The 24,315-nt window shown below is 68.5% G+C and carries 23 protein-coding genes and 1 tRNA gene; 5 read left to right on the plus strand and 19 right to left on the minus strand.

Features of this window, described 5'->3' with window-relative positions; genetic code table 11:
• Window positions 1–371: 371 nt before the first annotated feature.
• Window positions 372–743 carry an FKBP-type peptidyl-prolyl cis-trans isomerase gene (locus KVY00_RS04140; RefSeq protein ID WP_305069215.1) on the minus strand — a complete coding sequence of 124 codons (372 nt, stop codon included), beginning with the start codon at window positions 741–743 and terminating at the stop codon, window positions 372–374.
• A 162-nt stretch (window positions 744–905) separates the two neighbouring features.
• Between KVY00_RS04140 and KVY00_RS04145 the strand changes: the two genes are divergently transcribed.
• Complete coding sequence (locus tag KVY00_RS04145) at window positions 906–1,772, plus strand: fumarylacetoacetate hydrolase family protein (RefSeq protein WP_223044471.1); 867 nt, start codon at window positions 906–908, stop codon at window positions 1,770–1,772.
• Window positions 1,773–1,886: 114 nt separating this feature from the next.
• Here KVY00_RS04145 and KVY00_RS04150 read toward each other — a convergent pair whose 3' ends face one another.
• From KVY00_RS04150 to KVY00_RS04185, 8 genes are all read right to left on the minus strand, one after another.
• Complete coding sequence (locus KVY00_RS04150) at window positions 1,887–3,365, minus strand: aspartate ammonia-lyase (RefSeq protein WP_223044472.1); 1,479 nt, start codon at window positions 3,363–3,365, stop codon at window positions 1,887–1,889.
• A gap of 89 nt (window positions 3,366–3,454) precedes the next feature.
• Complete coding sequence (locus KVY00_RS04155; protein WP_255572845.1) at window positions 3,455–4,948, minus strand: MFS transporter; 1,494 nt, start codon at window positions 4,946–4,948, stop codon at window positions 3,455–3,457.
• A gap of 97 nt (window positions 4,949–5,045) precedes the next feature.
• The gene (locus tag KVY00_RS04160; protein WP_223044473.1) at window positions 5,046–5,921 is read right to left on the minus strand and encodes a M48 family metallopeptidase; all 876 of its coding nucleotides are present in this window, start codon (window positions 5,919–5,921) and stop codon (window positions 5,046–5,048) included.
• 12 nt (window positions 5,922–5,933) lie between these two features.
• Window positions 5,934–6,503 (minus strand): LemA family protein, encoded by a 570-nt coding sequence (locus KVY00_RS04165; RefSeq protein WP_223044474.1) that lies wholly within the window; start codon window positions 6,501–6,503, stop codon window positions 5,934–5,936.
• A 73-nt stretch (window positions 6,504–6,576) separates the two neighbouring features.
• Window positions 6,577–7,935 (minus strand): D-arabinono-1,4-lactone oxidase, encoded by a 1,359-nt coding sequence (locus KVY00_RS04170; protein ID WP_223045174.1) that lies wholly within the window; start codon window positions 7,933–7,935, stop codon window positions 6,577–6,579.
• Window positions 7,932–9,182, minus strand: coding sequence for an alanine racemase (locus KVY00_RS04175; RefSeq protein WP_223044475.1), 1,251 nt, complete (start codon window positions 9,180–9,182; stop codon window positions 7,932–7,934). The genes KVY00_RS04170 and KVY00_RS04175 overlap by 4 nt, the downstream gene beginning before the upstream one ends.
• 37 nt (window positions 9,183–9,219) lie before the next feature.
• Window positions 9,220–9,369 carry a hypothetical protein gene (locus KVY00_RS04180; protein ID WP_223044476.1) on the minus strand — a complete coding sequence of 50 codons (150 nt, stop codon included), beginning with the start codon at window positions 9,367–9,369 and terminating at the stop codon, window positions 9,220–9,222.
• Window positions 9,370–9,447: 78 nt separating this feature from the next.
• Complete coding sequence (locus KVY00_RS04185) at window positions 9,448–9,618, minus strand: hypothetical protein (protein WP_223044477.1); 171 nt, start codon at window positions 9,616–9,618, stop codon at window positions 9,448–9,450.
• A gap of 74 nt (window positions 9,619–9,692) precedes the next feature.
• On the opposite strand from KVY00_RS04185, the gene KVY00_RS04190 reads away from it, so the two are divergent.
• Window positions 9,693–9,766 (plus strand) — tRNA-Leu (locus tag KVY00_RS04190).
• 42 nt (window positions 9,767–9,808) lie between these two features.
• Here KVY00_RS04190 and KVY00_RS04195 read toward each other — a convergent pair.
• Window positions 9,809–10,072 carry a hypothetical protein gene (locus KVY00_RS04195; RefSeq protein ID WP_223044478.1) on the minus strand — a complete coding sequence of 88 codons (264 nt, stop codon included), beginning with the start codon at window positions 10,070–10,072 and terminating at the stop codon, window positions 9,809–9,811.
• Between the two features lie 239 nt (window positions 10,073–10,311).
• Entirely contained in the window at window positions 10,312–12,174 is a 1,863-nt protein-coding gene (locus KVY00_RS04200) for a phosphoenolpyruvate carboxykinase (GTP) (protein WP_223044479.1), read from the minus strand.
• A gap of 130 nt (window positions 12,175–12,304) precedes the next feature.
• Between KVY00_RS04200 and KVY00_RS04205 the strand changes: the two genes are divergently transcribed.
• On the plus strand, window positions 12,305–13,774 hold the full coding sequence (locus tag KVY00_RS04205; RefSeq protein ID WP_223044480.1) for a helix-turn-helix domain-containing protein: 1,470 nt from the start codon (window positions 12,305–12,307) through the stop codon (window positions 13,772–13,774).
• Between the two features lie 187 nt (window positions 13,775–13,961).
• Here KVY00_RS04205 and KVY00_RS04210 read toward each other — a convergent pair whose 3' ends face one another.
• The 5 genes from KVY00_RS04210 to eno form a co-directional block, all read right to left on the minus strand.
• On the minus strand, window positions 13,962–14,942 hold the full coding sequence (locus KVY00_RS04210; protein ID WP_223044481.1) for a methyltransferase family protein: 981 nt from the start codon (window positions 14,940–14,942) through the stop codon (window positions 13,962–13,964).
• A gap of 274 nt (window positions 14,943–15,216) precedes the next feature.
• Entirely contained in the window at window positions 15,217–16,560 is a 1,344-nt protein-coding gene (locus KVY00_RS04215; RefSeq protein ID WP_223044482.1) for an NAD(P)/FAD-dependent oxidoreductase, read from the minus strand.
• 259 nt (window positions 16,561–16,819) lie between these two features.
• Window positions 16,820–17,302, minus strand: coding sequence for a DUF501 domain-containing protein (locus tag KVY00_RS04220; RefSeq protein WP_223044483.1), 483 nt, complete (start codon window positions 17,300–17,302; stop codon window positions 16,820–16,822).
• Window positions 17,299–17,826, minus strand: a complete 528-nt coding sequence (locus tag KVY00_RS04225; protein WP_223044484.1) for an FtsB family cell division protein — start codon at window positions 17,824–17,826, stop codon at window positions 17,299–17,301. The genes KVY00_RS04220 and KVY00_RS04225 overlap by 4 nt, the downstream gene beginning before the upstream one ends.
• Before the next feature lie 39 nt (window positions 17,827–17,865).
• Complete coding sequence (eno, locus tag KVY00_RS04230; protein ID WP_223045175.1) at window positions 17,866–19,146, minus strand: phosphopyruvate hydratase; 1,281 nt, start codon at window positions 19,144–19,146, stop codon at window positions 17,866–17,868.
• 260 nt (window positions 19,147–19,406) lie between these two features.
• On the opposite strand from eno, the gene KVY00_RS04235 reads away from it, so the two are divergent.
• Window positions 19,407–20,240, plus strand: coding sequence for an enoyl-CoA hydratase-related protein (locus KVY00_RS04235; protein ID WP_223044485.1), 834 nt, complete (start codon window positions 19,407–19,409; stop codon window positions 20,238–20,240).
• 116 nt (window positions 20,241–20,356) lie between these two features.
• Window positions 20,357–21,337 (plus strand): NAD(P)H-dependent flavin oxidoreductase, encoded by a 981-nt coding sequence (locus KVY00_RS04240; protein ID WP_223044486.1) that lies wholly within the window; start codon window positions 20,357–20,359, stop codon window positions 21,335–21,337.
• A 109-nt stretch (window positions 21,338–21,446) separates the two neighbouring features.
• Here the strand turns inward: KVY00_RS04240 and KVY00_RS04245 are convergent, their stop codons facing one another.
• The 3 genes from KVY00_RS04245 to KVY00_RS04255 are packed head-to-tail and all read right to left on the minus strand — an operon-like array spanning window position 21,447 to window position 24,315.
• Window positions 21,447–22,562 (minus strand): ABC transporter ATP-binding protein, encoded by a 1,116-nt coding sequence (locus tag KVY00_RS04245; protein WP_223044487.1) that lies wholly within the window; start codon window positions 22,560–22,562, stop codon window positions 21,447–21,449.
• Window positions 22,559–23,395 (minus strand): ABC transporter permease, encoded by an 837-nt coding sequence (locus tag KVY00_RS04250; protein ID WP_223044488.1) that lies wholly within the window; start codon window positions 23,393–23,395, stop codon window positions 22,559–22,561. Before KVY00_RS04250 ends, KVY00_RS04245 begins: the two co-directional genes overlap by 4 nt.
• Window positions 23,395–24,315 carry an ABC transporter permease gene (locus KVY00_RS04255; protein ID WP_223044489.1) on the minus strand — a complete coding sequence of 307 codons (921 nt, stop codon included), beginning with the start codon at window positions 24,313–24,315 and terminating at the stop codon, window positions 23,395–23,397. Before KVY00_RS04255 ends, KVY00_RS04250 begins: the two co-directional genes overlap by 1 nt.

The following is a 24,315-nucleotide window of genomic DNA, read 5'->3' on the forward strand; positions in this document are numbered from 1 at the left end:
CACTCGCGGCGGGCGAGCTCTGCGGGGGCGCCTCACCCCGCCCCGCTTCCCGCACCGATCGAGGTTCAAGCACCCCGATCCGCGGAAGATCGGTGCGGCAACGTCGATCGATGCACGAAGCGAGCGCAGGATCCGGATCTCGCGGGGACGGGATCGCGCCGGATCCGAACGCGGAAGAGCCCGCCCGGGCAAGGCTCGGGCGGGCTCGAAGAAGGGGTCAGTCGAGCCCGAGACGGGCTCGGCGTCAGCTGGCGAAGGCGAGAAATCGCCTTCGCTGATCAGCTACTGGTGGAGAAGCTTCGCTTCGCTCTCTCCCGAGCCCGAGACGGGCTCGGCGTCAGCTGGCGAAGGCGAGAAATCGCCTTCGCTGATCAGCTGACGCCCAGCAGATCGATGATGAAGATGAGGGTCTTGCCGGAGAGCGGGTGGCCGCCGGAGGCGCCGTACGCCTGCGCAGGGGGAACGATGAGCTTGCGGCGACCGCCCACCTTCATGCCGGGGATGCCGACCTGCCAGCCCTGGATGAGCGCCCGCAGCGGGAAGTTGATCGACTCGCCGCGGCTCCAGGACGAGTCGAACTCCTCGCCCGAGTCGTACTCGACGCCGAGGTAGTGCACGTCGACGGTCGAGCTCGCCTGCGCCTCGGCGCCGGAGCCCTCGACGAGATCCACGATCTGCAGTTCAGTGGGGGCCGGCCCCTCGGGGAACTCGATCTCGGGCTTGGTCATGGGTGTTTCACTCATCCTCCCATTGTCGCGGATCCCCGAGACATGCACGTCCGCGTTCGCTCTGAGGGAACCCCGCAGTCGCGCGCGGCAGTGCCCTCCCCACAAAGATCGGGTGCCGACACGTCAGGGAACCGCTCGAAACGCATCGGGTATCGGCATGTCGGCTACGCTGGATACGTGAGATTCGCGCACTTGATCCTCTCCCCCGCCGGCACCCCCGAGCTCTCGGTGGTGAACGACGAACGCTTCGTTCCCGCGGCTCGCCTCGGCTTCGACCACACGACGCTGCAGCAGCTCATCGAGGCCGGCCCCGAAGAGCTGGGTCGGCTGCGCGCGGCCGCAGCCGACCTTCCCGAGAGCGAGTGGACGGGGATCGCCGAGGCGACCTTCGCCCCGGCCGTCATCGGCCCGCCCATCGTGCTCGCGGTGGGCCTCAACTACGACGAGCACGCGAGCGAGCTGAGCCTCGACAACGACTCCGGCCCGGTGCTCTTCTCCCTCTTCCCGAACTCGCTCGGCCCGCACGAGGGCGAGGTGCCGCTCCCCGCGCACATCAGCGAGGAGGTCGATTACGAGGGCGAGCTCGGTGTCATCATCGGCCGCGCGGCCAAGAACGTCTCCCCCGAGGAGGCGCTCGACTACGTCTTCGGCTACACCGCGATCAACGACATCACGGCGCGCAACGTGCAGTTCCAGGAGCCGCAGTGGTCGCGCTGCAAGTCCTTCGACGGGTTCACCCCGATCGGCCCCGTCGTGGTCACCGCAGACCAGATCGCCGACCCTCAGGCGCTGCACATTACGACCGATGTCGACGGCCTGCGCGTACAGGATTCGACGACGGGCTTCATGATCCGCTCCGTCGCCCAGCTCATCTCGTCAATCTCGCAGTCGCTCACGCTGCTGCCGGGCACGGTCATCTCGACCGGTTCGCCCGGTGGCGCGGGTCGCTCGCGCAAACCCCCGCTCTACCTGCGCCCCGGCACCGATGTGACCGTGACGATCGAGGGCATCGGCTCGCTCACCTCGCACTGCGTCGAGGCCTAGCGACTGCTAGATAGACCGAAAGGCTGATTCCGCACGAGGATCTCAGATCCTGCATGCGGAATCAGCCTTTCGGCGTTGTTCGAGGGGTGCCGAGCTCAGCACCCCTCGAACAGCTCAGGAAGCCTCGCCGTCCTCGATCTTCTCGGGGGCGGCCTCCCGCACGATCTCGATGACGCCCGTCTCGGGAGCGAGCCCCGCGAGCTTCTGCGGCTGCAGGATATCGGCGAGCTGCGCCTCGTCGAGCAGACCGTGGGCGACCACGAGCTCGGAGACCTTCTCGTTGGTGCTGAGCGCCTCCTTCGCGAGCTTCGCCGCCTCGGCGTAGCCGATCACCGGGGCGAGCGCGGTGATCACGGTCACCGAGCGCGAGACGGTGTCGGCGAGACGATCCTCGTTCGCCGTGATGCCGTCGACGCAGTTGACGCGCAGCGTCTCGCAGGCCCGCTTGAGCCAGGTGATCGACTGGAACAGGGAGTGCGCGATGATGGGCTCGAAAGCGTTGAGCTGCAGCTGGCCGGCCTCCACCGCCATGGACACGGTGACGTCGGCCCCAGCGACCGAGTAGGCCACCTGCGAGACGGCCTCGGGGATCACGGGGTTGACCTTGCCCGGCATGATCGACGAGCCGGCCTGGCGCGCGGGCAGGTTGATCTCGCCGAGCCCCGCCTGCGGCCCGGACGAGAGCAGCCGCAGGTCGTTCGAGATCTTCGACAGCTTGAGGGCGCTGCGCTTGAGGGCGCCCGAGAAGGTGATGAACACACCGGTGTCGCTGGTCGACTCGACCAGGTCGCCGGCCGTCTCGAGTTCGAGGCCGGTGATGTCGCGGAGGTGCTTGATCACGGCCTCCTTGTACCCCTTGGCCGCGTTGATGCCCGTTCCGATGGCGGTGGCGCCCATGTTCACCTCGCGCAGCAGCGAGACGGCCTCGGTGAGCCGATCGATGTCCTCGCGAAGGGTCACGGCGAAAGCGTTGAACTCCTGGCCGAGCGTCATCGGCACCGCGTCCTGCAGCTGGGTGCGGCCGACCTTGATGATGTGCGAGAACTCGCGGCCCTTCGCGGCGAACGAATCGGCCAGCAGTGCGAGCTCGTCGAGCAGGCTGGTGAGGGAGAAGGCGAGCGCGATCTTGATCGCGGTCGGATAGGTGTCGTTGGTCGACTGGCTGCGGTTGGTGTGATCGTTCGGGTTGATGAAGGAGTAGTCGCCCTTCTCATGCCCTGCCAGCTCGAGCGCGCGGTTGGTGATCACCTCGTTCGCGTTCATGTTGGTCGAGGTGCCCGCGCCGCCCTGCACGACGCCGACCACGAACTGGTCGTGCAGCATACCGGTCTTGATCTCCTCGCACGCCCGGTCGATGAGCGTCGCGCGCTGCTCGTCGAGGGCGCCGATCTCGAGGTTGGCCCGTGCAGCCGCCTGCTTCACGCACGCGAAGGCGCGGATGAAGTCGGGGTACACCGAGATGGGGCGGCGCGCGATGGGGAAGTTCTCGTGAGCGCGAGCCGTGTGCACCCCCCAGTACGCAGAAGCCGGGATCTCGAGGCTGCCGAGCGAGTCCGTTTCGGTGCGGGTTTGTGCTGACAAGAAGTCACTCACAGGTATCAAATCTCCATCGTCAGAGAGCGTGCGGCAACGGCCGCGGGGACGACTCATAGCCTACTCGCGATTCAGCAGGATTCCCCGTGCTAGCGCTGCTGCACCGCAGGATCTTCGCCGTCGTCCCTGAACCGCCGTTTCGGCTTCTCGTCAGGTTCCCCCGCCGGCCCGTCCACGGTCTCGAGATCGGCGATCGGCACAGCGCCGGTGGCTGCCGCTGCCGAGCCCTCCTGCGGCACCGACTCCCCCGCACCGACCGCGGTCGCACTGCGGCGCAGGATGGTGATCGGCGCCGTGAGCGTCTCCACCTGACGCCCGGGGTCGTCGTCGAGGCCGGGGCGACCCGCATGCGTCACTCGCAGGTGCAGGCCGTGATCCCGGTGGAAGCGCAGCCGGCGCTCCGTGAACAACCAGGTGACGCCGATCCCGAACGCCGCAAGACCGGCCGCGGCGCTGATGAACAGCGTGGACCGGGGGCCCAGCGCATCGGCGGCGGCGCCCACGAGCGGCGCTCCGACCGGGGTGCCGCCCATGAGGATCGCCATGTAGAGCGCCAGCACTCGACCGCGCACCGCGGGATCCGCCGTCGTCTGCACGAAGCCGTTGGCCGTGGTGAGCATCGTCGAGATCGCGAGGCCGAAGAAGACGAGCGTGGCCGCGAATGTCCAGAAGGTGGGCATGAGAGCCGCGATCAGGCTCACGATGCCGATACCGCCCACTGCGAGGATCACCACCCGCATGCGGGCCGCGGGGCGGCGCGCCGCCAGCAGCGCGCCGGAGAGCGAGCCGATCGCGAGGATCGAGGAGAGCAGCCCGTAGTCGCCCGCCCCTCTGCCGAACTCGACGGCCATGGTCGATGAGATCACCGGGAAGTTCATGCTGAACGCCCCCACCAGGAACACCATCACGAAGATGACCAGCAGATCGTGCCTCGCCCGGACGTAGCGGAAACCGGCTGAGAGCTGCCGAAGCTGCGATTCCCGAGGGCCGGTCGCCGGCTTCGGCGGGCGGGAGTCGATGAGCAGCAGCGCGCCCAGCACCGCGACGAAGGAGGCCGCGTTGATGAGGAAGACCCACCCCGATCCGACGGCCGCGATCAGCACGCCCGCCACGGCCGGTCCCACCAGTCGGGCGGAGTTGAACGAGGCCGAGTTGAGCGCGACCGCGTTCGAGAGCTGGGCCGACCCGACGAGGTCGGAGACGAAGGCCTGACGCGAAGTCGTGTCGAAGGCGTTGACGATGCCGAGCGCCAGTGCGAACCCGTAGAGGTGCCAGAGCTGCGCGTGCCCGGTGATGAGCAGCAGGCCGAGGCCTGCGGCGAGCAGCATGAGCAGCGACTGCGTGACCAGCAGCACCTTGCGGCGGTCGAACCGGTCCGCCACCGCCCCGCTGAACGGCACGAGCAGCAGCTGCGGGCCGAACTGCAGCGCCATCGTAGCGCCCACCGCCGCCGCGTTGTTGTCGGTGAGCTCGGTCAGCACCACCCAGTTCTGCGTCGTGGCCTGCATCCAAGCACCGATGTTCGACACCAGCGCCCCCACGAACCAGATGCGGTAATTGCGCACCGACAGGGAGCGGAACATGTTCGACACGGTGGGGGCGACCTCCTTGGCTCGGTGCTCTCTACCTTACGCCTTTCCGCGAGCCGTCCGCCCTGCCCTCAGGGCGAGTGAATGGGCGTCAGAATTTTCCGCCCATGTCGAGCAGGCGACGGATGCGATCCGGGATCGGCGGGTGCGTCGCGAAGAGGCGGTCCATGATGCCGGGCTTCAGCGGATCCGCGATCCAGAGGTGCGCCATGCTCGACTGCTGCCGCTGCAGGGGCCGCCCGTACTCGGAGAGCTTGTGCAGCGCGCTCGCGAGCGCCTCGGGGTGACGCGTGGTGAGCGCGCCCGTCGCGTCCGCCAGGTACTCGCGCTGCCTCGACACTGCGAGCTGCACCACGGAGGCGATGAGCGGAGCGACGACCATCGCGACGAGGCCGAAGATCAGCATCACGGGGTTGCCGTTGTTGTTATTGCCGCGCGAGAAGAACGCCATGCGCATGAACATGTCGGCGAGCATGCCGATCGCGACGACGAGGCCGTAGACGATCATCGAGACGCGGATGTCGTAGTTCCGCACGTGCCCCAGTTCGTGCGCCATGACGCCCTCGAGTTCGGGGTCGGTCATGATGTCGAGCAGACCCGTGGTGGCTGCGACCATCGCGTTCTCGGGGTTGCGTCCGGTGGCGAACGCGTTGGGGGCCGGATCGTTCACGATGTAGACCTCGGGCATCGGGGTGCCCGTGGTGATCGAGAGGTTCTCGACGATGCGATAGAGCCTCGGATTATCGGCCTCGGTGATGCGCTGCGCGCCGCTCATCATGATGGCCTGGCGCCCTGCGGCGAAGTACTGGAACAGCGCGTACGCCGCGGCGAAGACCACGACGGCGATCACGATGCCGGGCGAGTTGTAAATGTACGCCGCGAGCCAGCCCAGCCCGCCGATGATGACGATGAACAGCAGGATGATGAGGACGCTGTTGATCTTGTTGCGGCGAATCGCGCTGTACACGTGCCGCCTCGGTCAGAACTGGATGCGCGGGGGCTCGGAGATCGAGGCGACGTCTTCGACCTCGAAGAACTCGCGCTCGGTGAAGCCCATGCCGCGTGCGAAGAGCGTGTTGGGGAAGACCTGGATCTTGGTGTTGTACTCGCGCACTCCGCCGTTGTAGAAGCGGCGCGAGGCCTGGATCTTGTTCTCGGTGTCGACGAGCTCGCTCTGCAGCTGCAGGAAGTTCTGGCTGGCCTGCAGCTGCGGGTACGCCTCCGCGACGGCGAAGATGCTCTTGAGCGCCTGCTGCATGTGGTTCTCGGCCGCGGATGCCTCGGCCGGTCCCTGAGCGGAGATCGTCTCGGCGCGGGCCTTCGTCACGTCTTCGAAGACGCCCTGCTCGTGCGCAGCGTAGCCCTTGACCGATTCGACGAGCGACGGGATGAGGTCGGCTCGCCGCTTCAGCTGCACCGTGATATCGCTCCACGCCTCGTCGACGCGCACGCGCAGGGTGACGAGGGAGTTGTACGTGATCCAGACGTAGCCGATCAGCAGTACGAGCACGCCGACTGCGATGAGCGCGGCAATCAATCCACCAGACATAGGTGCATCCTATCCAAGAAGCCCATGAAACCGCTGAGGGCCGGCGGATCCGGGCGCCTGTTCGAGGAGGGTCCTACTCCCCCAGCACGCGCGCGAGGTACGGGTTCGCGAAGAGGCGCTCGGGATCGAGGCGATCCCGGATCTCGATGAACTCCTCGAAGGCCGGGTAGCGCTCCCGCAGCACGGCCGCCGTCTGCGTGTGCATCTTGCCCCAGTGCGGCCGCCCGCCGTGCGCGGCGAGGATGGCCTCGGCGTCGCTGAAGTAGCCGCGATCCCGATCCCTGCGATAGCGGTGCACGGCGATGTAGCCCGTGTCACGGCCGCTCGCCGTCGAGAGCAGCAGCTCGTCGGCCGCGGCCGACCGCACCTCGACCGGGAAGGAGATGCGATGCCGGCGCCGTTCGATCATCGACCGCAGTTCGCGCATCGCGTCGGGCACGGCCTCGAGCGGCAGGCCGTACTCCATCTCGTGGAAGCGCACGCGGCGGTGGGTGACGTAGACGCGGTGCGACTCGTCCGCGTAGCTCCGCCTGCTCGACACGCCCTCGATGAAGCGGTTGATGCGCGGCACCGCGCCCGGGGCGGCACTGCCGAATGCCGCGCAGGCGCCGAACACGAGGTTGTTCGCGAGCTCCTCATCGGCGAAGCGGGCGGCGGGGGTCAGCGGGTCGCGCCCCGCCTCGAGCGGCAAGCGGGTGTTGGTCTTCGTGCGCGCCCGGCGGGTGTGCGGAAACCAGAAGAACTCGAAGTGGTCTGCCTCGCGCGTGCGATCCACGAAACCGTCGAGCACCTCGTCGAGCGGCAGCGGCGCTTCCTCTGCCCGCAGTAGGTAGCGGGGAACGCACTGCAGCGTGATCGTGACGAGCACCCCGAGCGCGCCGAGCCCCAATGCGACGGCCGGCAGCAGGTCGGGGTGGTGATCCTCGTCGATCACGAGCGTCTCACCGCTGCCCGTCACGATCGTCGCCCCGACCACGCCGGTCGCGAGACCGCCGAGGCGCACACCGGTGCCGTGCGTGCCGGTCTGCGTGGCGCCGGTGACGGTCTGGCGATCCACGTCCCCCATGTTCGCGAGCGCGAGGCCGAGCGGGTTGAGGATCGCCGGCAGCTCCCACAGGTGGGTGCCTCCCCAGAGGGTGACGCGGCCGCGCGCCGGATCGGCGGAGACGAGGCCGCGCATGCGACTCATGTCGATGCGGATGCCGTCGGTCGCGCCGATCCCGGTGAAGCTGTGCGACGCGCCGATCGGCTTGACGGTGCGCCCGGTCTCGCGAGCGCGCTGCACCGCGAGCGCGATCTGCTCGGCCCGGCGGGGCACGATCTCGAGCTCAGGCCGCGAGTGCTCGGTGCCCGCCCAGTTGCTCCAGCGAGTGTTCCAGCGCGCGTTCGGCCCCGCGACCTCGCCCGCTCGTGTGCGCGATCGTCCCGTCACAGGAAGCACCGCCCCTCTCCTCGATAGCTCGGGATCGGCGCCAGCGCCGTCCCGTTCGCCCTCACGGGCACGATCTCGTTCGTGTGCTCCACCGCCTCGCCGGCCTTGGCGTGCCGCAACCACACCCGATCTCCGGGGCGCAGGCGATTCGCGGCACGCCCACGCACCGGCGTCTGCACCTCGCCGGCGCCCTCGCGCGGCTCGAAGGAGAGCCCGGCGGGCCAGACCGGCAGCGGCAGCCGATCCGGTGCCGCAGTGCCAGAGGCGATCCAGCCCCCGCCGAGCAGTGTCGCGCGATCGCGCGACGGCTTGCGGACGACGTCGAGCCCGAAGCCCAGCGCCGGGGCCGGCGTGAACGAGCGATAGTGATCGAACAGGTGCGGACCGTACAGGCCGCTGCCGGCAGCGACCTCGGTGACGGCGGATTCGGCGACGGTGCGCTCGATCGATCCCGTTCCGCCGCCGTTCACGAACTCCAGCTCGGCGACCTCGCGCACCGCGGCGACGGCCGCCGCGCGGCGCTCGGCCAGCTCCTTCGCACTCGCGCGCTGCACCGCCCGCAGAATCGCCCCCTCGGCGGCCTTGCGCGGCGCGTCGGCCACCCCCGCGATCTGCGCCTCGTAAGCCATCACCCCCACCAGCGCGAATCCGGGGCGCGCTACGACCTGCTCGGCGAGTGCGCGCAACCGCTCCGGGCGGTGGATCGGCGAGCGCCTCACACCCAGGTGGCCGAGCACCCGGGTGCGCCAGGAGGCATCGAGGTCGAGGCATACGCGGATCCGCGCCCGCTCCCCCGCACCGATCACGGCATCGATGAGGTCGAGCTGCTCCTCATCGTCGACCATGAGGGTGACGCGGCTCGCAGCCCGCTCGTCCCGTCCCAGCGCCTCGAGCGACGCGCGATCCGCCGTCGGGTACCCGACGACCACATCATCGATGCGATCCGCGAGCCACAGCGCCTCGGCGAGGGTGAACGCGAGCACGCCCCGGTAACCAGGCAGAGCGAGCACCGCGTCGAGCACGGCCCGCGAGCGCACGGATTTGCTGGCAACCCGGATGGGCAGGCCCCCGGCCCGGCGCAACAGATCGTGCGCGTTTTCGCTGAGCGCCTCGACACTCAGCGCGACTACGGGGGCCGGGCGCCCCCGCGTCGCCTCGTCCAGCGTTCGCCAGAACCGATCCTCCCGATCCCAGGGCCGCGCGGCGGCCGCGGTGCGCACCTCCGGGGCGGCGAGATCGAGTGTCATAGAGGAAGTGTAGGGCTTGCGAGCGTCGAGGCGGGCCTCAATCGCGGCGCAGATCCCGCTCGAGTTCGGCCTGCCAGGCTGCTCGCTCCCGGACTCGTCGAGCATGCCAGGCCCTCCACCTCATGTAGAGCGCCAGCAGGATCGCGATGACGATCGCGATGATGAGCAGCACTTTGGCGAAGACCATTGCCCCAGCCTACGCTGCTGCGACACGCCTCATGCGCTGTGCCACCTTCATCGCCCGCGCCGGCCGACCGGCGGCGGTTCACTCGAGATTCGCCACGGGCACGTCTCCGCTCGTGTCCCGGTCGTCGTCGGAGCTGTCCGCGGATGCGTCGGCGGCATCCGAGTCGTGCTCGCGCCGCTCCTGCTCGCGCCTGCGAGCCTCCTTGATCGCGTTCTTGGTCTCGTCGGATGCGTCATCGATCATCGACATGGCGTTTCTCCTTCGTGTTCGTATTCGGTTCCGATCCACGTGCCCTCGGAGCTCGTGGGAAGATGGTGGGGTTGCCCCCCATAGCCCAACCGGCAGAGGCAGCCGACTTAAAATCGGCACAGTCTGGGTTCGAATCCCAGTGGGGGGACTCGGCGGAGTTGGTCTCCGGACAGCCGGGTCCCGGCGCTTCTCAGGATTCCTCCTCGAGCTTGAGACCCACGCCGAGCGCGAAGAACGTGGGCGCCCATTCGCCGATGAAGAGGCCCCAGCGATCGGACTGCGACTTCTCATCGCCCTTCCCGCGCGAGAACAGCCAGGTCAGGAACGAGATCCCCACCGAGATCAGCCCCAGACTGTAGGCGTGCGAGCTGCGCACTCCCCACTGGCTCAGCATCTTCATCGGGTTCCACGCGGTCGCCTCCGCGGCCTTCTTGATCTGTTTCCGTGTGCTCATCGCATCCACCTTTCCGTTCTCCGTTCGAAGCGATGCTTCCAGCGTGGTGGACTGCGCGGCGCAGCGGAACACCCTTGCAGGAGCCGACCGCAGGTGGTATCGACGCTCGGCGGAAATAGTAAGCCCCGCCGTCGGGCAGAACGGCGGGGCTTACAGTCTGTGGGCGCCCCCTTCGGCAGTGTCAGGAGACGGGGGCGGGCCGGCGGGCTCCGGAGCCTCGGGCTCGGGAGCTGCGGCGGCTACGCGCCGAGTCGATTGCGCAGCTGCGCGAGCTGATCGCGCAGCGCCGCCGGCACTCGGTCGCCGAACCGGGCGAAGAACTCCTCGGTGAGGTCGGCCTCGTCGAGCCACGAAGCGGGATCGATCGAGAACAGCTCCTCCATGTCCTCAGCCGGCACCTCGATACCGTCGAGGTTGAGCTCGCCCTCGGCGGGCACGGTGCCGATCGCGGTCTCACGACCCTCGACCTCTCCCTCGACGCTGCGGATGATCCAGTCGATCACACGCGAATTGTCGCCGAAGCCGGGCCAGAGGAAGCGACCGTCGGCTCCCTTGCGGAACCAGTTGACCTGGAACACCTTGGGCGCCTTGTCGCCGAGCTTCTCGCCCATCTCGAGCCAGTGGCCCCAGTAGTCGGCCATGTTGTAGCCGCAGAAGGGCAGCATCGCGAAGGGATCGCGGCGCAGCTCGCCGACAGTGCCCTCCTGAGCCGCGGTCTTCTCGGACGAGACGGTCGCGCCGATGAAGACGCCGTGCTCCCACGACAGCGAGCGGGCGACGAGCGGAACGTTCGTGGCGCGACGGCCGCCGAAGAGGATCGCATCGAGCGGCACGCCGTCCTGCTCGTACCAATCGGCCGCGAGCGAGGGGGTCTGCTGGATCGGCACGGTGAAGCGCGAGTTGGGGTGCGCGGCGGGGCTCTCCGACTCGGGGGTCCAGTCGTTGCCCTGCCAGTCGGTGAGGTGAGCGGGGACCTCGTCGGTCTTGCCCTCCCACCAGACGTCTCCGTCGTCGGTCAGCGCGACGTTGGTGAAGATGGTGTTGCCCCAGAGCGTCTCCATGGCGACCGGGTTGGTCGACTCGCCGGTGCCGGGCGCGACGCCGAAGAAGCCCGCCTCGGGGTTGATCGCGTAGAGGCGGCCGTCCTTGCCGGGGCGCAGCCAGGCGATGTCGTCGCCGATGGTCTCGACCTTCCAACCGGGGATGGTGGGCTGGAGCATCGCGAGGTTGGTCTTGCCGCACGCCGACGGGAAGGCCGCCGACAGGTGGTACGCCTTGCCCGTCTCGACGTTGGTGAGCTTGAGCAGCAGCATGTGCTCGGCGAGCCATCCCTCGTTGCGCCCCATCACCGAGGCGATGCGCAGCGCGAAGCACTTCTTCGAGAGCAGGGCGTTGCCGCCGTAGCCCGAGCCGTACGACCACACCTCGAGGGTCTCGGGGAAGTGAGTGATGTACTTGATGTCGTTGCAGGGCCACGCCGCATCCTCGGCGCCCTCCTCCAGCGGGGCTCCCACCGAGTGCACCGTGCGCACCCACTCGCTGCCGGGGGTGATGCCGTCGAGCGCGGCCTGGCCCATGCGGGTCATGATGCGCATGTTGAGCACCGCGTAGGGCGAATCCGTGATCTCGATGCCGAGCTGCGTGATCGCTCCGCCGACGGGTCCCATCGAGAACGGCACGACGTACATCGTGCGGCCGCGCATCGAGCCGTCGAAGAGCGGCATGAGCTCCGCCTTCATCTCGGCGGGAGCGACCCAGTTATTGGTCGGCCCGGCGTCCTCCTCCTTCTCGGAGCAGATGAAGGTGCGATCCTCGACGCGGGCCACGTCGGCCGGGTGCGAGCGGGCGAGGAAGCTGCCGGGCCGCAGATCCTTGTTGAGCGGGATCAGCGATCCCGCTTCCACCATCTCGGCGGTGATGCGGTTCCATTCGTCCTGCGAACCGTCGCACCACACCACGTCGACCGGCTTCGTCAGCTCGGCGACCTCGGTCACCCACTGCAGTACCTCTTCGTTCGCGGTGGTCGCATTCGCACGCACGAGATCCGCGATCACGGACTCCGATGCAGCAGTCTCGGCCTCGATGACCTGGGTGGCGCTCATACGTTCGTTCTCCTCGGGTTCACACGTCGTCGGTGAAGAATCGGTAACACCTCCATTCTCAGCAGCCGATTCACCCGCCATTCACCAAACTCGCTGTAAATTTTGACCATTCTTGACATATAGTCAAGGAATGGCCCCGGATACCACCCCAACACAGGGAGAAACCGAACTCGACCGACTTCTGCTGGGCAAGCGCCTGCGGCACTTCAGGTCGCGTGCCGGACTGACTCTCGAGCAGTTGGGAGAGCGCGTCGGCGTAGTGGCGAGCCAGCTCTCCCACATCGAGAACGGCCGTCGCGAGCCGCGCCTCGGCCTTCTGCAGAGCATCGCCAGGGAACTCGGGATCGACCCCTCCGAGTTGCTGCGCCGCGAGGCTCCGGATCACCGCAGCGCACTCGAGATCGAGCTCGAGCGCGCGCAGACCACCCCGGGCTACCTCCGCCTCGGTCTCCCCCACGTGCGCACCCCGCGCACGCTCAGCGACGATGCCCTCGAGTCGCTCGTGGGCCTGCATCGCGAACTGGCCAGGCGATCCCGAGCCGCGGCAGCGACCTCCGAGGAAGCGCGCCGCGCGAACACCGCCATCCGCATGCAGATGCGCGAGCGCGACAACTACATTCACGACATCGAGCTCATCGCCTCCGATCTCATGCGACGGGTCGGCCACACCACGGGCGCCGTCACCCACCGCACCGTCGCAATGCTCGCCGAGATGCTGGGCTTCACCCTCATCTTCGTCGACGACCTGCCGTCGAACACCCGCAGCATCACCGACCTCGAGAACGGGCGCATCTACCTGCCGCCCGCCTCGATCCCGGGCGGCCACGGGCTGCGCTCGCTCGCACTGCAGGCCATGGCGCACCGCGTGCTCGGCCACTCCGAGCCGGCGAGCTACGCCGAGTTCCTCGAGCAGCGGCTCCAGATCAACTACTTCGCGGCGGCCTGCCTCATGCCGGAGGCGCGCGCCGTGGACTTCCTGCAGCAGGCCAAGCGCAATCGCAATCTGGCGATCGAGGATCTGCGCGACGCGTTCGGCGTCACGCACGAGGCCGCGGCGCACCGCTTCACCAACCTGGCGACGAGCCACCTCGACCTGCGCGTGCACCACTACCGCGCCGATGGCGAGGGTACCCTCGTGCGCGGCTACGAGAACGACGATCTGCCGTTTCCGAGCGATGCCTCGGGATCGATCGAGGGCGAGATCCTGTGCCACAAGTGGGGCGGACGCACCGCGTTCCACCGCACCAACCGCACGAGCGAGTTCTACCAGTACACCGACACGCCCGCGGGCACCTACTGGTCGAGCGTGCAGACGGGCGACGCCGAGCACGGCCCCTTCGCGATCGCCTGCGGTGTGGCCTTCGACGACGCGAAGTGGTTCCGCGGCCGCGACACCCCCGAGCGCCGGGTCTCGACCTGCCCTGATGAGGCGTGCTGCCGCACCCCCGCACCCGAGCTGCTCGCACGCTGGGAGGGCAAGGCGTGGCCGAGCGCTCGCATGCACCAGCACGTGCTCTCGCCCCTGCCGACGGGAACGTTCCCCGGGGTCGATGACACCGCGATGTACGAGTTCCTGTCGAAGCATGCGCCGGAGGCTTAGGGAGAAACGCGTCAGCGTTTCTCTGCCGGAGGCGCCCGGCTCACCAGCCGGGGAAAGTTAAGCGGGAAGCGGAGCTTTCCGCCTTTCCGGCGCGGCGCCCACCGGCGGCCTCTCCTCATCGAGACCGACGGTTTCAGCGAGACCGAGCGTTCCAGCGCCGCTGAAACAGTCGGCCTCGCTGAAACCGTCAGTTTCGCCGCGAGGCCCGGGGCTGCTCCAGCGCCAGCCCGAGCCGCGGCACCCAGCAGCGCACCCGCCGGCGGTAGGCCGCGAACTCCTCGCCGAAGCGCGCCTCGAGGTCGGCTTCTTCGAAGGGCCGCACCAGCGTGTGCCAGTACACCGCACCGCAGAGCGCGTAGGCGGTCACGAACCATGAGCTCGCGAGCAGGCCGACGCCGACGGCCTGCACGATCCCGGCCAGCGCCATCGGGTTGCGCACCCACCGGTACGGCCCGGTGATCACGAGCCGCCGCGCGCTCGCGGACGGCAGCGGCGTGCCCTCCCCGCGCAGCGACATCGCGAGCGCCGACCACAAGCCCAGTGCGCTCGCGCCGAGCAGCAGCGCGCCCCCGAGTGCCGGAAGCGGTGCCGCGAATGCGACGTGCAGCCCCCACCGGGTCTCGAGCAGGCGGAGTCCCGCGGGCAGCACCGCGAGGAACAGAGCCCAGAACACGAGCATTTGCAGCAGCGTCGCGCCGAGCTGACGTCGCGGCGACGCCGCCGGCGCGACTCCGAACGAGAGGGGCCCCAGAAGCAGCCGCTCCGCGGGGATCCGCCCGAGTTCCGCGAGCGACCACGCGGCGAGGCCCCCGCAGCTCGCCGCCGCCATGATGACCGCGCCCCAGCCCGCGAGGCCGGTCGCCGTCGCGTAGACCGCGAGGACCGCCGTGACGAGCAGCGTCCAGGGCACGGCGATCCGCATCGCCCAACGCCGCCCCGGCTCCGGGAGCACCGCCGCGAGCGCCGAGGCGAGCACGAGCAGTGGGATGTCCGCGAGCGCGACGGCGACCGGGTCGAGGCCACCGAGCGTGGCCAGGCGCACCGGCGGCAGTGTGAAGACGCCCACCCACCACAGGACTCCCGCGGCTGCTTGGAGGGCGAAGTAGGCGCGGGCGATCAGCGGGGCGGACGCGGACCGCGTCACCCAGAACCCCCGCCCCGCTCGCACGCCCTCAGGCTACAAGACCGCGCAACATCCTGGAGACGCACGCGAGGGTCTTCATGATCACGAGGAAAGATCCTCCCCCCTCCCCTCCCCGTCGAGATACGGATTTCGCAGCTCTGACCGTGATCCAGCGCGCGAAATCCGTATCTCGGGCAGAGTCGAACGACAGCAGGACGGACCGGAAGCCGGAAACTGGCGGAGCCCCGCAGCTCGGTGCTGCGGGGCTCCGGTCGGCGAGGCCCGGCGCGAAAAGCGTCAGAAGCGCCAGGCTCGAGACTCAGTCGGTCTTCGGCTTGGGGCGCGAGGCGAACTCCTCGAAGATCGCGCGCGGCTCCTGCAGGGCCTCGATGTTCACGATGTCGCGACCCAGGAAGAAGTGCCCGACCCAGCCGCCGAACACGCGCCACTTGCGCTCCCACGTGGGGATCGCGAGGCCGTGGTAGAAGCGGTGGGCGAGCCACGCGAAGTAGCCCTTCATCGCGAAGCTGCCTCCGGAGCGGAACACGCCGTTGTTCACGCCGAGGCCGGCGACGGCGCCCATGTTCTTGTGCTCGTACTTGCGCACGCCCTCGCCGCGCAGGTCGGCGACGATGTTCTTGGCGAGCAGGCGCCCCTGACGCACCGCGTGCTGCGCGTTGGGCACGCAGAACCCGCCGGGGCCGGGGGTCGACGAGATGTCGGGGGTCTGCGAGGTGTCGCCTGCGGTCCAGGCGCCCTCGAGCGCTTTGCCGTCCTCGGTGGTGATGCGCAGCTCGGGGCTGCCGATGACGTGGCCACGGGGACCGATGGGCAGATCGGTGCCGCGCAGGAACGGGCGGGGCATGACGCCCGCGGTCCAGATGATCAGATCGGACTCGTACTTCTCGCCCGTCGAGAGCTCGATGTGGCCGTCGACGGCCGAGGAGAGCTGCGTGTCGAGGTGGATATCGACGCCGCGGCGGGTCTGATCGGCGACGACCCAGTCGGCGAGCTTCTCAGTGACCTCGGGCATGATGCGCCCCATGGCCTCGACCAGGTGGAACTTGGTCTCCTCGAAGGAGATCTCGGGGTAGCGGCGCAGCAGCGAGGTGGCGAAGGATCGCAGCTCGGCGATCGACTCGATGCCCGCGAAGCCGCCGCCGACCACCGTGACGGTGAGCAGACGTGCGCGCTCGGGCGAACCCGCGGGCAGCGACGCCGCACGCTCGAAGTTGCCGACGAGGCGGTCGCGCACCGCGACGGCCTCCTCGATGGTCTTCATGCCGATCGCGTTCTCGGCGATGCCGGGGATCGGGAAGGTGCGCGACACCGAACCGGTGGTGACGACGATGTGGTCGTACTCGAAGTCGAAGGCCTCGCCCTCATTCGGGGTGACCGTGGCCGTCTTGGTGGCGTGGGAGATACCCGTGACCTTGCCCGCGATGTTGTGGGTGCGGTTCAGATGGCGGCGGCGTGCGACGACCGCGTGACGCGGCTCGATCGATCCCGAGGCGACCTCGGGAAGGAACGGCAGGTAGGCCATGTAGGGCAGCGGATCGACGATCGTCACCTCGGCCTCGCCCGCGCGCAGCAGCTTCTCGAGCCCCCAAGCGGTGTAGAAGCCGGCGTAGCCACCACCAACGATCAGAATCTTCTTCGCCACGAAGCGGTCTCCTTGATGCAATGAGCGTGAAATGCCCGGATCGCGGGCACAGAAAAACCGGGCACATCATGCCCGACACCCCATACTACATCTCGATGGCGGCGATTACTGTCGGTCCGACGGAGATCCCGCAGAAAACAACGATATTCGTCGGCGATGAGGCTGTTCAACCGCATTTCAGCCGGCCGGAAAGCTCTATCGGCGGAGGTCCCGCGGGGGCGGGCGCGAGCAGGACGGCGCGTCTGCCGACCGACGAGGATCAGGGGCGCCATCCGCAGCGCTCGAGGGCGAGATCCCCGATCGGGTTGACCCCGGGGCCCGCGGCCAGCGAGTGTCCGATCAGCGCGTGCAGGCACTTGACCCGCGTCGGCATGCCGCCCGCGCTCACACCCGCGAGCTCGGGCACCTCCCCCACGCTGTCGCGGTCCTCGATGTACTGCTCGTGCGCTCGAGCGTACTGCGCGCGCACCGCCTCGTCCTCGGCGAGCAGTTCGTTGAACTCGTTCATCACACCGGCGGCCTCGAGTCGCGAAGCCGCCGCCACCGCCTCGGGGTGGCACAGGTAGTAGAAGGTCGGGAACGGCGAGCCGTCGGGCAGGCGAGGTGCGGTCGCGACCACGGCGGGAGCACCGTCGCTCGCCCGCGCGGCGATGCCCACGACGCCTCGCGCCTCGCGCCCCAGCTGCTCGCTCACTGCGACGATATCGGCTGGGGTGGGGTCGGTGTAGGGTGGGCGGCTCATTGCTGGGGCTCCTCGGCGGTGGGGTCGATTTCGGTGACGGCCGGATCGGTATCGGCCGGTTCTGCGGTTTCGGGATCGGCACCGCCCTCGAGCTCCTCGAGCGGCGCGTCGGTGGTGCCCGCGGTCAGGAAGGATGCGGCGATGCCGCGCACCCAGTCGCTGCGGATGCGCGAGAGCTCGGGGCTCGTCTCCTCATCGGATTCGACCGGCAGCACGATGTCGTCGATGACCCCCAGCTGAGTCTCGCCGGGCATCACGTAGAAGAGCCGGTCACGCGCCTGGGAGCGCACGTACACCGGGTCCTTCCATTTGGCGCGCTCGGCGTCGATCTCGTTGACGGCCTCCTGATGCAGCCGCACGCTCTCCCGCAGCTCGGAGATCTCGCGCCTCTGCTGCACGTAGGTGGAGAGACTGGGGCTCACGATCACAGCGCCCGCCGCGACCAGCACGACGACGAGCACGGTGAAACCGCTGAATCGGAGGCTCGAGGCCCACGCCCCGAGATCCTCGACCCAGCGTTTCACCGTGCTGCCCTTCGTCCGAGTGCGCGTTCGCCGGCGCGATTACGCGGTGAAGCGGGGGAAGGCACCGCGGCCGGCGTAGTTCGCGGCTCCCCCCAGCTCCTCCTCGATACGGAGCAGCTGGTTGTACTTCGCGACACGGTCGGAGCGCGCGGGTGCCCCGGTCTTGATCTGGCCGCAGTTGGTCGCCACGGCGAGGTCGGCGATCGTGACGTCCTCGGTCTCGCCCGAGCGGTGCGACATCACCGCGGTGAAACCGGCGCGCTGCGCGAGCTGCACGGCGTCGAAGGTCTCCGTGAGGGTGCCGATCTGGTTGACCTTGACGAGCAGCGAGTTCGCAGCGCCCTTCTCGATGCCCTCGGTGATGCGCGCGGGGTTGGTGACGAAGAGATCGTCGCCGACGAGCTGCACGCGATCGCCGATCTCGGCGGTGATGTGGGCCCAGCCCTCCCAGTCGCTCTCGTCGAGCGGGTCCTCGATCGAGACGAGCGGGTACCGGGTCAGCAGATCCTCGTAGTAGGCGGTCATCTCGGCGGCCGTGCGCTCCTGGCCCTCGAACTTGTAGACGCCGTTCTCGTAGAACTCGGAGGAGGCGACGTCGAGCGCGACGGCAACGTCGCGGCCCGGCTCGAGGCCGGCGCGCTTGATGGCTTCGACGATGAGGTCGAGCGCGGCCGAGTTGTGGGGCAGGTCGGGCGCGAAGCCACCCTCGTCGCCGAGCGCGGTGGTGAGCCCCTGCTCCTTGAGCAGCGCCTTGAGCGAGTGATAGACCTCGACGCCCCAGCGCAGCCCCTCCGAGAAGGTCTCGGCGCCGAGCGGCACCGCCATGAACTCCTGGATGTCGACGCCGGTATCGGCGTGGGCGCCGCCGTTGATGATATTCATGAGCGGCACGGGCAGAGTGCTGGCGTTCGGGCCGCCGAGATAGCGGTAGAGCGGCAGCTCGGCCGAGGCCGCCGCTGCGTGCGCAACCGCGAGGCTCACGCCGAGGATCGAGTTCGCGCCGACGCGCGACTTGTTGTCGGTGCCGTCGACCTCCTTGAGCACGGCGTCGATGATCCGCTGGTCATCGGCGGCGAAACCCTCGATAGCGGGACCCAGCTCGTCGAAGACGGCGTCGACGGCCTTCGTCACGCCCTTGCCGAGGTAGCGATCCTTGTCACCGTCGCGCAGCTCGTACGCCTCGAAGGCGCCGGTCGAGGCGCCGGAGGGCACCGCCGCGCGGCCCACAGAATCGTCGGTCAGACCGACCTCGACCTCAACGGTCGGGTTGCCACGCGAATCGAGAATCTCGCGGGCGATCACCGCGTCGATAAATGCCACCATGCGCTCCTTCGGAGTTCAGTTGCCGGTATGCGGCGCGATTGTCGGCGCCGCTCCCCAGTGTAGCGGCAGCCGCTGACGTGCTCGGTGGGGAGAAGCTGCATCCCAAACTTCGGATCAGGCCGTTATCTCGGATCGATTCACTGGGATTCGATCCGAATGAGCGGAGAGATCCGAACTATCGGCACGAACCGCACCCCGTTAGAGTTGACTCACGAGTCAATCTATCCGCAGACGCGGCCCGAGCAGCAGGAGCACCCATGACCGACTCACCCGCCGGCAACGCGCCGGGAGCCGCCGGCCCTGAGACGACGCTCTCGATCTCCCCCGAGGGCGCCGCGACGATCCGCCTCAACCGACCGGAACGCCGCAACTCGTTCACAGATACCCTCATGGAGTCGCTGCTCGACTCCGTCGAGGCGGCCGTCGCCGATCCGACGGTCCGCGTGATCGTGGTGACCGGCGGCGAGCGCTGCTTCAGCGTGGGCGGGGACCTCGACGAGTTCGCCGCGGGAGTCTTCGCGCCGCCGCACCTGAGCGTCGAGCAGTCGGCCGGGGTGCTGCGCCGCCACGCGCGCGCCGTCGAGTTGCTGCGCAGCGCTGATGCGGTGTCGATCGCCGCCATCGGCGGCCCCTGCGCGGGCGCGGGCCTCTCGCTGGCGGCCGCCTGCGATCTGCGCATCGCCTCGACGTCGGCCGTCTTCCGCACCGCGTTCATCGACGCCGGCCTCGCGAGCGACTACGGCGGCGCCTGGTCGCTGACGCGCCTGCTCGGAGAGGCGCGGGCCAAGGAGCTGTTCCTGCTCAACTCGAAGGTCACGGCCGAACAGGCGCTCGAGATCGGGCTCGTGTCCCGGCTGGTGGATCCGGATCGACTCGCGACCGCCGCGACCGAACTCGCAGATTCCCTCCTCGCGAAGGCGCCGCTCGCGCTCTCCACCGCGAAGCGGCTGCTCGGCGCGCAGCCCGCCGACTTCGGCGCAGCACTCGACGAGGAGTCCCTCGCGCAGAAGCGCTGCGCCTACACCGCCGATGCCCGCGAAGCCGCCGATGCCTTCGTCGAACGCCGGGCGCCTCGATTCACCGGAGCGTAGAACCGCCCGTTCCCGCCCGGGTATTCAGAACCCGGGCCGTCTGCGCTACAATTTTGATTGACTAGCCAGTCAATTATACGAAGACGGTAGCGCGCTTCTGAGATCAAGGAGGATCCATGCCTTTCCGCACCCGCTTCACCGAAACCTTCGGCATCGAGCACCCCATCGTCTGCGGCGGCATGACGGCCGTGGGGCGCGCGCCCCTCATCGCCGCCGTCGCGAACGCGGGCGCGCTCGGCTTCCTGTCGGCCCTCACCCAGCCGACGCCCGAGGAGCTCACTCAGGAGATCGCGCGCACACGCGAACTCACCGACAAGCCCTTCGGCGTGAATCTGACCATGCTGCCCACCATCAACCCGGTCCCCTACGACGAGTACGCCGACGCGATCGTGCAGGCCGGTGTGCCGTTCGTGGAGACCGCGGGCAACAACCCCGAGCCCTTCCTCCCCGCGTTCAAGGCCGGCGGGGTCAAGGTGATCCACAAGGCTGTCACCGTGCGTCATGCTCTGAAGGCCCAGTCGATCGGCGTCGACGCCGTATCGATCGACGGCTTCGAGTGCGCCGGCCATCCGGGCCAGGACGACATTGGCGGGCTCGTGCTGATCCCTGCCGCCGCAGACAAGCTCGATATCCCGATCATCGCCTCGGGCGGCATCGCCGACGCGCGAGGCCTCGTCGCGGCGCTCGCCCTCGGCGCCGACGCGGTCAACATGGGCACGCGCTTCGTCGCCACCACAGAGTCTCCGGTGCACGAGAACATCAAGCGGCAGATCGTCGAGAACACCGAGCGCTCCACCAACGTGGTGTTCCGCAAGTTCCGCAATTCGGCCCGCGTCGCGAAGAACGCGGTCTCAGACGAGATCATCGAGATCGAGCAGCGCGAGGGCACCACCTTCGCAGACATCGCCCACCTCGCATCGGGGGCGCGGGGCCGCGAGCGAGCCCTCGGCAACGGCGAGGTCGACGGCGGCGTGTGGTGGGCCGGGCAGACCCAGGGGCTCATCGGCGACGTGCCGAGCACGTCGGAGCTCATCGAGCGGGTGGTGAGCGAGAGCGAATCGATCGTGCGGTCGCGCCTCGCGGGCCTGCTCACCTGACCTGCGGGCAACGCCGAGGGGGTGCGGGATCTCGCGATCCCGCACCCCCTCGGTCGTACCGGGCGGAAACCCGCGGCCGCGCCAGCAGGCTCCCCTACCGGCTCTGCCTCTACGCGCGCGGAGCGGATTCCGAGTCGGGCACGAGCCGGCTGTCCTCGGTGGTCCAGGTCATGACGGCCCGGTCGCCCTCGAGGGGCACCGCCGCGCCGTGCGAGACCGGGGTGCGCGCAACGATGGCCTGCCCCGACTCCGCGCGCCCGTACACCACCACGTCGCTGCCGAGATAGACCGTGTTGAACACCCGCACGGGCACGGCGTTCTGCAGCCCATCCGGGCTGGCCGCGACGCGCACGTGCTCGGGGCGCACCATCAGCAGCTCGCCCTGACCGGCCGGGATGCCGAACCGATTACCGCCCGCATCGATGAACGCCCCGTCCGCGACGCGCCCCTCGAACAGGTTCGACTCCCCGATGAACTCCGCCACGTATCGCGAGTTCGGAGCATCGTAGAGCTCCTTCGGGGTGCCGAGCTGCTCGATCCTGCCGTGCTTGAGCAGGGCGATGCGATCCGACATCGTCAGCGCCTCGTGCTGATCGTGAGTGACGAAGATGAAGGTGATGCCGAGCTCCTGATGGATCCTGCGGATCTCGAGCTGCATCTCCTCGCGCAGCAGCTTGTCGAGCGCGCCGAGCGGCTCGTCCATGAGCAGCACGCGCGGCTCGAAGACGATGCCGCGGGCGAGTGCGACGCGCTGCTGCTGACCGCCCGAGAGCTGGTCGGGCTTGCGGTCGGCGAGGTGCTCCATCTGGATCATGCGCAGCACGTCGGTCACCCGCTGCTGCACCTCGCCCTTGGGCCGCTTCTGGCGGCGCAGGCCGAACGCGACGTTGTCGAAGATGTTCATGTGCGGGAACAGGGCGTAGTGCTGGAACACCATGCCGAGACCGCGCTTGTGCGGCGGCCGGCGCGTGATGTCCTCTCCGTCGACCTCGAGCCGCCCGCCGTCCGCCTTCGTGAAGCCCGACAGGATGTTGAGCAGCGTGGACTTGCCCGAGCCGCTCGCCCCGAGCAGCGTGATGAACTCCCCGGCGTTGATATCGAGGCTGACCCGGTCGAGCACGGTCACGTCGCCGTAGGTCTTCACGACATCGGAGACGCGGATCGCCGCGCCCGCCTGCTCCCCGATCGTGGAGAGCTGCTGAGTGTAGGTGGGCTGAGCAGTCATGCGACTTCCTCCTGCAGTTGGGCAATACGCTTACGGCGACGACGCTCGGAAGCGGAAGAGAACATTTTGACCAGACCCTGGCAGCCGAAGGCGGCCAGGATCACGACGAGGGAGAGCGTGGAGATGGCCGCGATCGTCGGATCGATCTGCACGCGGATGCCCGACCACATCTTCACCGGCAGCGTCGTGATCTCGGGGCCCGAGAGGAAGATCGCGACCACGACCTCGTCCCAGCTCGTGATGAACGCGAACAGCGCGCCCGCGAACATGCCCGGGAAGATCAACGGCAGCGTGATGCGGAAGAACGTCTCCACGGGTCCCGCGCCCAGGTTCATCGCGGCCATCTCGAGTCGGCGGTCCACCGAGCTCAGCGAGGCCACGACGTTGATCATCACGTACGGCACGCCGAGGCAGGTGTGCACGAGCACGAAACCGAGGGTCGTCTGCGTCAGCCCGAGGCTCAGGAATGTGATGTAGACGGCGAGGCCCACGATCACGAACGGCACGATCATCGGCGCGAGCAGCACCCCCATGATGAGGCCGCGGAAGGGGAACCTGCCCCGCACCAGGGCGAGAGCCGCGAGCGTGCCCAGCACGACTGAGAGCAGGGCCGACAGCAGACCGACGGTCAGGCTGTTGCCGAGGGCGCTCATCCAGGCCATATCAGAGAAGAATCGCTCGTACCACTGCGTGGTGAATCCCTCGGGCGGGAACGCCAGGTAGGGGCTCTCGGACCACGACATCGGGATGATCACCAGCACCGGCATCAGCAGGTAGACGGCGATCGCGACCGCGAGCAGGCCGAGAAGGGTGCGCGTGAGAATCTTCGTCATCAGGATCTCCTCATCAGTGCCTTCTCGAGGTTCAGGAACTTGCTCGCCAGCCCCAGCAGCGCCAGCGTGAGCAGCAGCAGCATCGTCGCGAGGGCCGCCGCGAAGCCGTACCTGAGCACTGCGGAGACCTGCTGCACGATCAGCTCACCGATCATGGTGTTCTGCGGGCCGCCCAGCAGCGCCGGGGTGATGTAGTAGCCCAGCGCCTGGATGAAGGTCAGCAGCAGCCCGGCGGCCACGCCCGGCACGCTGAGCGGCACGAACACCCGCCAGAACGCACCCGAGGGACGGGCACCCAGATTCTGCGCCGCCAGGCTGAGGCGCTTGTCGATGCCGCTCATCGTCGCGTACATCGGCAGCACCGCGAACGGCAGCGAGACCTGCACCATGCCGAAGACGACGCCGCCGAAGGTGCGCAGCATGGTGATCGGCTCGTCCGTGATCCCGGTGTCGATGAGCAGGGTGTTCATCACGCCCGTATCGCGCATCAGCACGATCAGGGCGAAGCTGCGCACCAGAACGCTGGTCCAGAACGGGATCAGCATGATCACCATCATCACCGTGCGCCAGAACGGCTTCACCAGCGTCATGAGGTAGGCGTACGGGTAGGCGAGCAGCAGCGTGACCAGGGTCACCAGGGTCGCCACGTAGAAGGTGTTGAAGATCACCTTCATATACAGCGGCTCGGCGAAGACGGCGCGATAGTTGTCGAGGCCCGGTTCGGGATCGGTGAAGCTCTTCACCAGCATCGCCACGAGCGGCACCAGGAAGACCACGACCAGGAACAGCAGGAGCGGCAGCACCAGGGCGCCCCAGCCGTCGATCGCGAAGTAGCGCTTCATCGACCGCTTCGGTTTCACAGGCCCCTCGGAGCCGGACGTCGCAGCTGTGGCGATCGCCTCCGTATGCGTGGCAGTCAT

The sequence above is a fragment of the Leucobacter tenebrionis genome (assembly GCF_019884725.1).
In the GTDB taxonomy this organism is placed as follows: Bacteria; Actinomycetota; Actinomycetes; order Actinomycetales; family Microbacteriaceae; genus Leucobacter; species Leucobacter tenebrionis.

Bases quoted from the DNA above. Each gene is read 5' to 3' on its own strand.
- KVY00_RS04140 (WP_305069215.1), bottom strand. From the start codon at position 743: ATGAGTGAAACACCCATGACCAAGCCCGAGATCGAGTTCCCCGAGGGG.
- KVY00_RS04195 (WP_223044478.1), bottom strand. From the start codon at position 10,072: ATGAGCACACGGAAACAGATCAAGAAGGCCGCGGAGGCGACCGCGTGG.
- KVY00_RS04180 (WP_223044476.1), bottom strand. From the start codon at position 9,369: ATGGTCTTCGCCAAAGTGCTGCTCATCATCGCGATCGTCATCGCGATC.
- KVY00_RS04220 (WP_223044483.1), bottom strand. From the start codon at position 17,302: ATGAGCCGCCCACCCTACACCGACCCCACCCCAGCCGATATCGTCGCA.
- KVY00_RS04155 (WP_255572845.1), bottom strand. From the start codon at position 4,948: ATGTTCCGCTCCCTGTCGGTGCGCAATTACCGCATCTGGTTCGTGGGG.
- KVY00_RS04200 (WP_223044479.1), bottom strand. From the start codon at position 12,174: ATGAGCGCCACCCAGGTCATCGAGGCCGAGACTGCTGCATCGGAGTCC.
- KVY00_RS04250 (WP_223044488.1), bottom strand. From the start codon at position 23,395: ATGACGAAGATTCTCACGCGCACCCTTCTCGGCCTGCTCGCGGTCGCG.
- KVY00_RS04235 (WP_223044485.1), top strand. From the start codon at position 19,407: ATGACCGACTCACCCGCCGGCAACGCGCCGGGAGCCGCCGGCCCTGAG.
- KVY00_RS04245 (WP_223044487.1), bottom strand. From the start codon at position 22,562: ATGACTGCTCAGCCCACCTACACTCAGCAGCTCTCCACGATCGGGGAG.
- KVY00_RS04240 (WP_223044486.1), top strand. From the start codon at position 20,357: ATGCCTTTCCGCACCCGCTTCACCGAAACCTTCGGCATCGAGCACCCC.
- KVY00_RS04165 (WP_223044474.1), bottom strand. From the start codon at position 6,503: ATGTCTGGTGGATTGATTGCCGCGCTCATCGCAGTCGGCGTGCTCGTA.
- KVY00_RS04175 (WP_223044475.1), bottom strand. From the start codon at position 9,182: ATGACACTCGATCTCGCCGCCCCGGAGGTGCGCACCGCGGCCGCCGCG.
- KVY00_RS04185 (WP_223044477.1), bottom strand. From the start codon at position 9,618: ATGTCGATGATCGATGACGCATCCGACGAGACCAAGAACGCGATCAAG.
- KVY00_RS04255 (WP_223044489.1), bottom strand. From the start codon at position 24,315: ATGACTGCCACGCATACGGAGGCGATCGCCACAGCTGCGACGTCCGGC.
- KVY00_RS04205 (WP_223044480.1), top strand. From the start codon at position 12,305: ATGGCCCCGGATACCACCCCAACACAGGGAGAAACCGAACTCGACCGA.